Origin of the sequence: Pseudonocardia nigra (assembly GCF_019396355.1) — a bacterium.
Taxonomy (GTDB): Bacteria; Actinomycetota; Actinomycetes; order Mycobacteriales; family Pseudonocardiaceae; genus Pseudonocardia; species Pseudonocardia nigra.
In genome coordinates this window covers 1-10,725 of the sequence record NZ_JAHKRK010000247.1, presented here as the reverse complement: position 1 = coordinate 10,725, position 10,725 = coordinate 1, and the positions used below count along the sequence as shown (strand labels likewise).

The 10,725-nt window shown below is 72.8% G+C and carries 8 protein-coding genes; 5 read left to right on the top strand and 3 right to left on the bottom strand.

Annotated features, from left to right (window positions below; all coding sequences use genetic code 11):
* Positions 1-514 precede the first annotated feature (514 nt).
* Positions 515-1,828: an NsdA family TPR-like regulatory protein gene (locus KME75_RS35955; RefSeq protein ID WP_219419407.1), complete on the bottom strand. Its 1,314-nt coding sequence runs from the start codon at positions 1,826-1,828 to the stop codon at positions 515-517.
* Positions 1,829-2,654: 826 nt separating this feature from the next.
* Between KME75_RS35955 and KME75_RS35950 the strand changes: the two genes are divergently transcribed.
* The 4 genes from KME75_RS35950 (at position 2,655) to KME75_RS35935 (ending at position 9,117) form a co-directional block, all read left to right on the top strand.
* Positions 2,655-3,002, top strand: coding sequence for a transposase family protein (locus tag KME75_RS35950; protein ID WP_219419406.1), 348 nt, complete (start codon positions 2,655-2,657; stop codon positions 3,000-3,002).
* A complete protein-coding gene (locus KME75_RS35945) occupies positions 3,003-4,082 on the top strand; it encodes an ISL3 family transposase (protein ID WP_219419405.1) in 1,080 nt (359 codons plus the stop codon).
* A gap of 164 nt (positions 4,083-4,246) precedes the next feature.
* Entirely contained in the window at positions 4,247-4,438 is a 192-nt protein-coding gene (locus KME75_RS35940) for a hypothetical protein (RefSeq protein WP_219419404.1), read from the top strand.
* Between the two features lie 212 nt (positions 4,439-4,650).
* On the top strand, positions 4,651-9,117 hold the full coding sequence (locus KME75_RS35935; RefSeq protein ID WP_219419403.1) for an NAD-glutamate dehydrogenase: 4,467 nt from the start codon (positions 4,651-4,653) through the stop codon (positions 9,115-9,117).
* Positions 9,118-9,193: 76 nt separating this feature from the next.
* On the opposite strand, the gene KME75_RS45360 is transcribed toward KME75_RS35935, so the two are convergent.
* Complete coding sequence (locus tag KME75_RS45360) at positions 9,194-9,679, bottom strand: CAP domain-containing protein (protein ID WP_219419402.1); 486 nt, start codon at positions 9,677-9,679, stop codon at positions 9,194-9,196.
* Between the two features lie 402 nt (positions 9,680-10,081).
* Here KME75_RS45360 and KME75_RS35925 point away from each other — a divergent pair, with 402 nt between their 5' ends.
* A complete protein-coding gene (locus KME75_RS35925) occupies positions 10,082-10,330 on the top strand; it encodes a hypothetical protein (protein ID WP_219419401.1) in 249 nt (82 codons plus the stop codon).
* 70 nt (positions 10,331-10,400) lie between these two features.
* On the opposite strand, the gene KME75_RS35920 is transcribed toward KME75_RS35925, so the two are convergent.
* Positions 10,401-10,725: LysE family translocator (locus tag KME75_RS35920; protein ID WP_219419400.1), on the bottom strand; the 325-nt coding region annotated here is incomplete at its 5' end.

Below are 10,725 nucleotides of genomic sequence, written 5' to 3'. Positions count from 1 at the left end.
GGTCGATCTTGTGGTGAGAACTCCCTATCGGGGGACCCCACGCTCTCACCAGCACCGCGCAGATTGTCCGATATGAGCGTGTCGCGCTCACGTCGCGCTACGATCTTGCTGAGATCACCTCAGTGCCCAGCACACGATTGCGGCCGCCTCCAGCGCCGCCCGTGCCGTGGATGTATCGCCAGTTGATCAACTGGCGTGAAGTCGTGATCGGTACGCGGCGGCCAGTACGCACGCGACAACAGGCTGAGGTGCCCACCGATGGCACTGGCCGCGAGCACGCCGGACATCTCCCCGACCATTAGAACGTCGGAGCGAGGAGAGGTTCTTGGGATCTTAGGCCCCCGAGACATGCTCGTGCCGCTACTCAGCGCGGTACCAAGGAATTCACTCCAGGCCACCTCGATTGCCGAATACGAATCGGCGAGGATCGACCACACGAACTCAGAGTCCTCCGTGGCACTTGTTCCGTCACGCCGGAAGCTTTGCAGGCCTCGGAAGTGATGGTCCAGCACTATCAGCGGTGCTGCCGCCGCCCGCCGAGGCCGGAGCGGCTGGCCTCGCGCACCGCGGCGTCGAACTCGACCACTGCCGGGTCCGTGCGCCACCGCTTCAGCGCGCGGCGCATCCGGCCCAGGTCCGCCACCGTGTGCACGCTGCTGGTCTCCACGGCCAGGGTGAGCGCCTCGCGGCCGACCGTCGTCGCCCGGTCAACCTGGCCGTCGAGCGCCGCGGCGAGCGCCAGGTTCGAGGCATACCGCCCGTGATCGCGCCGGTACGTCCGTGGCAGGCGGGCGCGAGCGGCGTCGAACAGCTCGACCGCCTCCGCGTGGCGGCCCAGCTCCAGGTACGCCACCCCACGCTGGAACAGCACCCGGTCCGGCCCGTGGAAGTAGACCCACGGCGGCTCGTCCTCCGGGTGCTCGGCGACGGCCGCGGTCAGCTCCTCGGTGCGGTCCATCAGCCGGTCCACCGCGGTCGCGTCACCGTCGAGCGCGTGCCCGCGCGCCTCCTGCTGGGTGATCAGCGCCCGGACACCGTGGCTCACCCGGTCCGGGTCACGCTGCCCGGCCTCCGCCAGGCCCACGGCGCGGACGGCGTCGTGCTGCGACCACGCAAGGTGCGACTTCAGCGAGAGCACCGACGTGACCATGTTGTGGTCGCCGGTCTCCTGCGCGGCGTCCATCGCCCGGTCGTAGTGCGCCAGAGCGGCCGCCGGGGCGCCGGAGTCCTCGCCCATCCACCCGAGAAACTGCCGGTACTCCCCCGCCAGCTGCACCAGCGCGGTGCGCACCGGACCGCGCGCCTCGGCGGCCAGTCGGTCGATCAGCTCCACCTCGGCGAGCACCGACGGCAGCACCTGCCGGGCACCCACCACGTCCTCCAGCTGGCGCTGCTGCGCGAGCACCGCGGCCAGGCGCTCGACCACGGCGTGGTCCACGCGGCTGGGCTGCTCGACCACCGCCCTCAGGCGCTCCCAGGCGTCCACGTCACTGCCGTCCCCGTCGCCGTCGGCCACCACGGCCTCGACGAGTGCGGGCGACACACGTGCGCCATCGCCGCGCTGCGGCGGGTGGAACCCCAGCTCTGCGTCGTCGGCCGCGCCGAGCACGGCGCGCAGCGCCTCCCGGTAGTGGCGCCCTGGCCAGCGGATCGCGCCGCGCTCCAGCTTCGCCACGTAGTGGGCGTCCACCGGCACCTCGCGGCCGGTGCGCCGGAACACCTCGGCCGCGACCAGCTCGGCCACCTCCGCGCGGCTGAGCGGCTGGCCGGGGATGCGCATCGACGGACGCGCCAGCCGGGCGGCCCGCAGGTCCACGTTCGGCTCCACACGCCCCCCTGACCGGGATGACCGTGATCGTCCCTGTCGGAATGGACCGGACTACACAACCGTAGCGGGCGTGGTTGCACTCCTCGCCCTGGTCACGCAGTTCTTCCGGACCGGACGCCGCCGCCTGCCCCGCGGCCGCGACGTGCACCCACACGTCGGCGGCGCCCGGGCTCGCACGCAGCCCAGCTGCGAGTCCGGGCGGCACCGCCGTGCTTGAGCGCGACGACGAGATCATCAAGTTCATGGTCACGTTCGGGGTCGCCGACACCCTGCTGCGCATCCACGTGGACGACCGGACCGGGCACTGTCGGGTGTGTTCTGCCGGGCCACAAGCCGGGCGGGCGGTGCACCCGTGCAGTCTCCGAGTGCTCGCGGAGAGGGCACGTGCCGCCTATCCACCCGTGGCGAGGGGTCGCGGCGCAGCGCTCAGTCCTCGCCCGGCAGCGAGGGAGGGTCCAGTGACCCGCCGTCGAGGCGGGCAGGACGATGGCAGGTGTGACCGATGAGGACGTGCCCGACCTCGCGACGAAGGTCCGCAACTCGCTGCGAAGGAGCGGATATCCACTCAAACTGCGAGTTGCGGCAGTATTTGAACAAGCTCAGCCCGAATACTCGCACCACAGTCGCTACTATGTGGACCCGAGGACAAAGAAGGTCCGCGAAATCGATGTCGTCACATGCTGGCAGAAGCGTAATTCGGCTCTCCGTCCTGAAGCTGGGAGGTGAGCGGGCGACACGCACTGTCAAGCTGCGGCGAGGACGGGCCTGGGGCCTTCACGATCCGTGATCACGGCGAAGAGATCACGAGGATCGGAGAGGGCCCCAGGTGGATACGGACGCTATCGGGTCGGTGCCGGCTGCGCTGTTCGGGTTGGACGGGTTCCGGGTGCTCGCGGGCGCGGACGCCGGCGGCGAGCTCGAGCTGATGATCGAGACGACCGCCGAGCTGGTCGGATGTCCCGGCTGCGGGGCGGTGGCCAGGCCGAAAGATCGGCGCCCGACCTGGGTCGGGGACCTGTCGATCGCCGGGCGGCCGGTGGTGCTGTGCTGGGTCAAGCGGGTGTGGGAGTGCCCGCACCGGCGCTGTCCGAAGCGGACCTGGACCGAGCGCCACGACGCGATCGCGCCGCGCGCGGTGCTCACCGACCGGGCCGCCGCCGCAGGAGTCGCGTAGGTGCGGGCGGGCGCGACGGTGGCGGGGCAGGCCCGCACGCTCGGGGTGTCCTGGCACACCGTGATGCGCCAGGTCCGCGCGCACGGCGAGCCGGCCGTGCACGACCCGGCCCGGCTCGACGGGGTGACCGCGATCGGGGTCGACGAGCACGCCTGGCAGCGCGCCGGGCTGCGGCGACGCACCCAGTACGCGACCGGGATCATGGACCTGACCCCGGGCCGCCCGGCGCGGCTGCTGGACGTGGTCGAGGGCCGTTCCGGGACGGCGCTGCGCCGCTGGCTGGCCGCCCGGCCCCCGGCGTGGCGCGCGCAGATCAGCACCGCGGCGCTGGACCCGTTCCGCGGGTACGCCACGGCGCTGGCCGACCAGCTGCCCGCCGCAACCCGGGTGCTCGACCCGTTCCACGTGTGCAAGCTCGGCCTCGGCGCGCTCGACGACGTCCGCCGCCGCGTCCAGCAGCACACCCTCGGCCACCGCGGCCACACCCACGACCCGCTCTACCGCGCCCGCCGGCTGCTGCGCCGCCGCGCCGACCGGCTCGACCAGCGCGGCTGGCAGCGGCTGCGCGCCCGCCTCGACGCCGGCGACCCGAACGGCGAGGTCACCGCCGCCTGGGTCCTCGCCCAGGACCTCATGGCCGCCTACCCCACCGCGAACCCCGCCACCGGCCGCACCCGCGCCGAGAAGGCGATCACCGACGCGCTGAGCTGCCCGGTCCCGGAGGTCGCGCGCCTCGGCCGCACCCTGCGCGCCTGGCGAGCGGAAATGCTCGCCTACTTCGACACCGCGCGCGCCACCTCCAACGGACCCACCGAAGCGGTCAACCTGCTGATCGAGACCACTCGCCGCGCCGAGCGTGCACGGGCTGCGATGGTCGGCGATGCTGCGAGCCGAGATCGTGCCCAACGGCGACGGCACCGGCGGCAACGGCTACGTCTCCAACGACCTCGTGCAGCTCGACATGGCCGCCAGTGCCGTTGCGGTGTTCACAGCGCGCCATCGAGCTGTATGAGAATCGGCGGCACTGATCACTTGGGTGGACTCCCCCGGACGTCGGCTGCCGGTCGCGGACGCCGGTGACCTTCCCCGCCACCGGCGGCCGCGTCGGCAACCTACCCCAGTTCGAACGCTTGTTCTACTCATGTCACCCGGGCGAGCTAGCCCGTCCGCGGGCAGCTGCACCCACAGTCATCGTCGAGCACTTCCCGTGCGGCCGCGGTTACAGAGAGTCCTAGGATCGCCCGATGGAGCGACGTCTGCTGACCATCTGCCTTCCGCCCGACTTCGTGCCGACAGTGCCCGGCGAGGGCGGCGTGTTCAACCTCGTAAGCCCGTTCGACGGCTACGGACCGGAGTGGCGCGTGGTGTCCCGCACGATCACGTTGTTGGAAACCGGAGCGCTTCCACATTCGGTGAACCGCTCGCCGGTGAGCTGATCCCGTCGCCCGCGTTCGCTGCGCCGGACCAGGACCCCGCTGCACCGGAGGGCCGCGGCGCTCGCCGTCATTGCGGGTGCATCCGGCTGACGACCCCGTGCTGCACCACACCTCCCGACGGATCGCAGCGAGCTCTGGGCAGGTAGGGCCTCGACGTCCAAACCCCGCTAGTGTGGCCGGTCCCCTCGGTGACGGAGGTTCGGGGAGGGGCGATGAGCCACACCCGGGAGCGGGACGCATCCGCGGACGTGCTGGACCCGCGGTTCGTTGAGCTGTGCCGCCTGTACGCCCGGCACACGCCCGCGGTCTCCCTCGGATCGGACGACCCGGCCGCAGCCACGGCGGCCCTCGAGGCCGCCGCGCGCGCCCACCGGCGCCTGGCCCGCCGCCGCACGGTGGGCGAGCCGATCGTCGACGTCCGCGCTGCGGCGCCCGGCCACCCCTCCGTCCTGGACGTGATCAGCGACGACCTGCCGTTCCTCGTCGAGTCGGTGCTGGCCGGTGTCGGGCGGGCCGGCCAGCGGGTCCGGCGGGTCATCCACGCGATGGTGGTGGTGCGCCGCGGGAGCGGGGGCGAGCTGGTCGAGGCGCTGCCGGCCGTCGCACCGGAGGACGCGCCGCCGGACGCCCTCGTCGAGGAGTGGATGCGGCTCGACCTCGACCCGATCTCGACCGACGAGAACGAGGACCTCGAGGCCGAGCTGTCCGAGGTCCTCCGCGCCGTCCGCGAGGTCGCCGAGGACCGGGAGGAGATCGCTGCGACCGTGCAGCACGTGGCCGCCGAGCTCCTCGAGCGGCCGGGGTCGCCCGGCGACGAGCGGCCGGACGCCGCCCGGCTGCTGCAGTGGCTGCACGACGGCCGCTTCCTGTTCCTCGGGTACCGGCGCCACGAGGTCGACCGGCGCACCGGGTTGCGCGCGGTGCCGGGCTCCGGCCTCGGCGTGCTCCGGAGGGCCGACGTGCCCGACGGTGTGCCCGGCGAGCTCGCCGTCGACGCCGGGGCGCGGCCGCCGGTCGTGCTCACGCGATCCGGCGCACCGAGCCGGGTGCTGCGTCCGGAGCATCCCCACCATCTCAGCATCGTGATCCTGGACGCCGGCGGCGGCGTGGTCGGCGAGCACCGGTTCGTCGGGCTGTTCACGGCTGCCGCGCTGCACGAGAACGTGCTGGACACCCCCGTGGTCGAGCGGAGGGTGCGCGCGGCGGTGCGGCTGGCGGGAGTCCCGTTGGAGTCCTGGTCGGGGCAGCGGATGCTCGACGTGATCTCCCGGCACCCGCGCGACGAGCTGTTCTGGGCCACCCCGGACGACCTGCACGACACGGCGGTCGGCGTGCTGGGGCTCACCCAGCCGCGGCGGCTGCGCCTGTTCGCGCGCCGGGAACCCTACGGCCGGTACTTCTCCTGCCTGGTCTACCTTCCGCACGACCGGTACTCCCCGCACGCCCGTTCCGCGATGCAGAAGGTGCTCCTGGGCGAGCTCGGCGGGTGGCGCATCGACCACAGCGTGGAGCTCGGGGAGCCGGGGCTCGCCCTGGTCCACTTCACCGTCCAGGTCGACCCGGCGTCCCCGGCGCCGGACCGGGACCGGCTGCAGGCGCAGCTCGCGGCCGCGAACCTGTCGTGGGACGACTGGGTGCTCGATGCTGCGGGCAACGGGGACGACGAGATCGTCGACTACCTGGCCGGGGTACCGCAGGGCTACCGGGACAGCGTCGACCCGGTGCGGGCGCTCGCCGACCTGAGGCGGATCCGGGAGCTCGGCGACGAACCGCACCTGGAGCTCTCGAGCGAGCCCCGGGGCGACGAGGTGCACTTCCGCCTGTTCCTGCTCGGGGCCGGGGTCTCGCTGTCGGCCGTGCTGCCGGCGCTGCAGAGCCTCGGCGTCGAGGTGCTCGACGAGCGCCCCTTCGAGATCATCCGCCCGGACGGGAGCACGTGCTTCCTCTACGACTTCGCCCTCGCGGTCGACGTCGTGACCGCCCGCAGCCTGGCCGGTCCGGGTCGCCGCGACACGCAGGAGCGGTTCTGTGCCGCCTTCCGCGGGATGTGGCGCGGCGATGCCGAAGCCGACCGGTTCAACGCCATGGTCCTGCGGGCCGGTCTCGGCTGGCGGGACGTGGCGGTGCTGCGGGCCTACGCCCGCTACGCCGCCCAACTCGGGGGCCCATTCGGACCGGAGTACGTCGCGGAGATCCTGCTCGCCCACCCGCCGGCGAGCCGCGCGCTCATCGACCTGTTCCACGCCCGGTTCGACCCGGAGCCGTCCCCGCAGGAGCGGGCGCAGCGCTCGGCGGCCGCCATGGCCGCGGTGACCGCGCTGATCGACGAGGTCACGGGGCTCGACGCGGACCGGATCCTGCGCGGCCTCCTCGCCCTGGTCGACGCGACGGTGCGGACGAACTGGTTCACCGGACGGCGACACATCTCGTTCAAGATCGATCCGACGGCCGTGCCGGACATGCCGGCGCCGCGTCCACGCTTCGAGATCTTCGTGTACTCGCCGCAGGTGGAGGGGGTCCACCTGCGGTTCGGTCGGGTCGCGCGGGGCGGGCTGCGCTGGTCGGACCGGCCGCACGACTACCGCACGGAGGTACTGGGCCTGGTCAAGGCGCAGGCGGTGAAGAACGCGGTGATCGTGCCGGTGGGGGCGAAGGGCGGGTTCGTCGTCCGGGCGCCCGCACCCGGTCCGGACGAGGTGCAGGACTGCTACCGCACGTTCGTCGCGGGACTGCTCGACATCACCGACAACGTGGTGACCGGGCCCGACGGCGCGCTGACGACGGTGCCGCCGTCCGGGGTGGTGCGCCACGACGGCGACGACTCCTACCTCGTCGTCGCCGCCGACAAGGGCACCGCCCGCTTCTCCGACCTGGCCAACGCGGTCGCCGCGGAGCACCGGTTCTGGCTGGGGGACGCGTTCGCCTCCGGCGGGTCGGTCGGCTACGACCACAAGGCCATGGGCATCACCGCCCGTGGCGCCTGGGAGAGCGTGAAGCGCCATTTCGCCGAGCTGGGGACCGATCCCGAGGCCGAGGACGTCACCGTCGTCGGGGTCGGCGACATGTCCGGCGACGTGTTCGGCAACGGGATGCTGCTGTCGGAGCACATCCGGCTGGTGGCGGCGTTCGACCACCGGCACGTGTTCGTCGACCCGAATCCCGATCCGGCGCGCAGTCACGTCGAACGCCGCCGACTGTTCGACCTGCCGCGCTCGTCATGGGACGACTACGACCGCGGCCTGATCAGCCCGGGTGGCGGGGTGTGGCTGCGGACGGCGAAGGCGGTGCCCGTCGGCTCGCAGATGCGCGCCGCGCTGGGACTCGCCGACGAGGTGAGCGTGCTGAGCCCACCGGAGCTGATCCGGGCGATCCTGCTGGCACCGGTGGACCTGCTGTGGAACGGCGGGATCGGCACCTACGTGAAGGCGGAGGGCGAGTCCCACGCGGAGGTCGGCGACAAGGCGAACGACGCGATCCGGGTCGACGGCGCCCGGCTGCGGGTGAAGGTCGTCGGCGAGGGCGGCAACCTCGGGGCGACCCAGCGCGGGCGGATCGAGTTCGCCGGCGGCGGCGGCAGGATCAACACGGACGCGATCGACAACTCGGCGGGCGTCGACTGTTCCGACCACGAGGTCAACATCAAGATCATGCTGGACCGCCTGGTGGCGGCCGGCGAGCTCGACCGGGCAGGCCGCAACGCACTGCTCGCCGAGATGACCGACGAGGTCGCCCGGCTGGTGCTCGCCGACAACCGGGCCCAGAACGCCGAGCTCGGCCTCGCCCGCATGTCCGCCCCTGCCCGGCTGCCGGTCCACGCGCGGATGATCGACGACCTGGAGCGCCGCCGCGGGCTGGACCGCGCGCTCGAGGTGGCGCCCGGCCCCGAGGAGATCGCCGAGCGGGAGCGCGCGGGCGAGGGGCTCACCTCGCCGGAGCTGGCGGTCCTGCTCGCACACACCAAGCTCGACCTCAAGGCGGAGATCCTCCGCAGCGGCGTGCCCGACCTGCCCGAGTTCGCCTGCTGCGTGGCCGACGCGTTCCCCGCGGTGCTGGTCGAGCGGTTCCCCACGGCCGTCGCCGCGCACCCGCTGCGGCGGGAGATCGTCGCCACTGCGCTCGTCAACGAGATGGTCGCCGGCGGCGGGATCACCTACGGGTTCCGGCTGACCGAGGACTCGGGGGCCACGCCGGCGGACGCGATGCGCGCGTTCCGGGTGGCCACCGCCGTCTTCGACCTGACCGACCTGTGGAACGACGTCGCCGCACTCCCGGCCTCGGTGCCCACCGCGCCGGCCGACGAGGTCGTGCTCGAGTCGCGCCGCCTGCTCGACGGTGCGGCGCGCTGGTTGCTCACCAACCGCCCGCAGCCGCTGTCGGTACCAGCCGAGATCGACCGCTTCGCTCCGCAGGTCCGCCGGCTGATGCCCGGGCTGCCGTCGCTGCTGCGCGGGCGGGAGACGAAGGCCCTCGGCGAGCGGGCCGCGGAACTGGCCGAGCGCGGGGTGCCGAGCGGCCTGGCGGCCCGCGCAGCCGTGCTGGTGCACGGGTCCGGTCTGCTCGACGTCATCGAGGTCGCGGCGCTCGACGAGCGCAAGCGGCAGCGGCTACCGATCGAGGACGTCGCAGGCCTCTACTACGCGCTGTCCAGCCGGGTCGCAACCGCGGACCGAAGGCGGTGATGGCCCTTGTCCCGGCCCCGCTGCCGTCGACATCGCCCGTTCCCCCGGCGCCGGTTGTCGACGGGGGTGCGCGGGGTCAGGCCCCGAAGTCCTGCACCCAGTAGTGGCCGGCGCCGTCGTAGCCGACACCGATCGAGGTGAACGAGCAGTTCTCGATGTTGGTGCGGTGCTCCGGGGAGTTCATCCAGACCTCCATGACCTCCAGCACCGTGGGATAGCCGTGGGCGAGGTTCTCGCCGTACGCGTCGGCGTAGCCGTGCGCCCCGATGCGGTCCGACGGCGTCGCACCGTCGCGACCGGTGTGCTCGAGGTAGCCGCGCTCGGCCATCTCCTCGGCGTGCCGCTGCGCCGTACCGTGCAACTCGGCGTCGGCCTCGACCGGTGAGCACCCCGCCGCCTCGCGCGCGGCGTTGGTGGCGGCGACGAGGTCGGCCTGGGCCCGCTGGACCGTCTCGGCGGACGTCCCGTCGGGGGACGCGGCGAGGGCGGCGCTGCCGAAGAGCACCCCGCCGGCCGCGATGCTGAGGAACACGACGCTGGCCCGACGGCCGAATCTGGTCACGGGTGGCAAAGTAGCAGCACGGTGAGTTGCTGCTGCACCGTCGGTCCCGCCGCTTGTCCCGCCAGGAGTCGACCCCTTTTCCCGGGTCTCCCCAGGTCACGGGGGCAGCGGTGGCGCGAGGCCCCGGGTTGGGCGCTCATCGGCGACTGCCGTCCACCCGCTCGAAATGGTCACGGTCGGTAGTCGACGCGCTCGCTCGATCCCGGGACGGCTGTCGATCGCCGCGCCGCCGAGCCGCCACCGGCGACCCGCTGTTCCGCATCCGGTCGGCCGCCGTCCCATCGTGGTCGTCGCCGGGTGAAACATGGACGGCGTTCCGGCGCCTTGCCCCGCGGAGTGACGCATGGCGTTTCACGCGTCGACGAGCGGGAAACTCGCACCTCTCGAGTGGAGGAGGCAGGCATGACCGGGCAGCAGTTCGAACAGCACACCCACGAGGCCACGGTCCACGAACACGAGCACTGGCACGTCACGCACAACTGGAGTGAGACGGCCGGGACGTTCGAGCATCTGGCGGCGCGGCACTCGCACGAGCACGACCACGCCGAGCTCTCCCACGCCCACGTGCCGCACGTCGACTTCGGCAGCGAGCACGCCGGTGAGGCGCACGTGCACAACCACGACGAGCCGGTCACCGAGCAGCGCGGGTAGCCACCGCACCAGGCTCACGGGCCGTCGCACGGACCGGCGGCCCGTGAGCCCGCGCGGCTCTGGACATAGGTCACGTGAGGAGGTGCTCGGCCAGGAGGGCGGCGCCGATCGCGATCATGCAGACGCCGGACACCCGGGACACGGCACGGGCCGTGTGTGGCCGGGAGTGCAGGATGCGGCGGGTCGACGCGCCGACGATCAGGTAGACCACGGCGCAGGTCAGGGTGAATACCACGCCGAGGGCGGTGATCTGGCCCGCCACCGGCCACTCCGCCTGCGGAGTGGTGAACTGGGGCAGCATCGCGACGAGGACGAGCAGTCCCTTCGGGTTCAGGCCGCTCACCCCGATGCCCCGCACGACGGTGGCCACCGCCGTGCGGGGAGGCTGCCCGGGG

Excerpts from the sequence above, each read along its gene's own strand:
- KME75_RS35925 (WP_219419401.1), top strand. The coding sequence starts at position 10,082 with ATGACCGGGCAGCAGTTCGAACAGCACACCCACGAGGCCACGGTCCAC.
- KME75_RS35935 (WP_219419403.1), top strand. The coding sequence starts at position 4,651 with ATGAGCCACACCCGGGAGCGGGACGCATCCGCGGACGTGCTGGACCCG.
- KME75_RS35940 (WP_219419404.1), top strand. The coding sequence starts at position 4,247 with ATGGAGCGACGTCTGCTGACCATCTGCCTTCCGCCCGACTTCGTGCCG.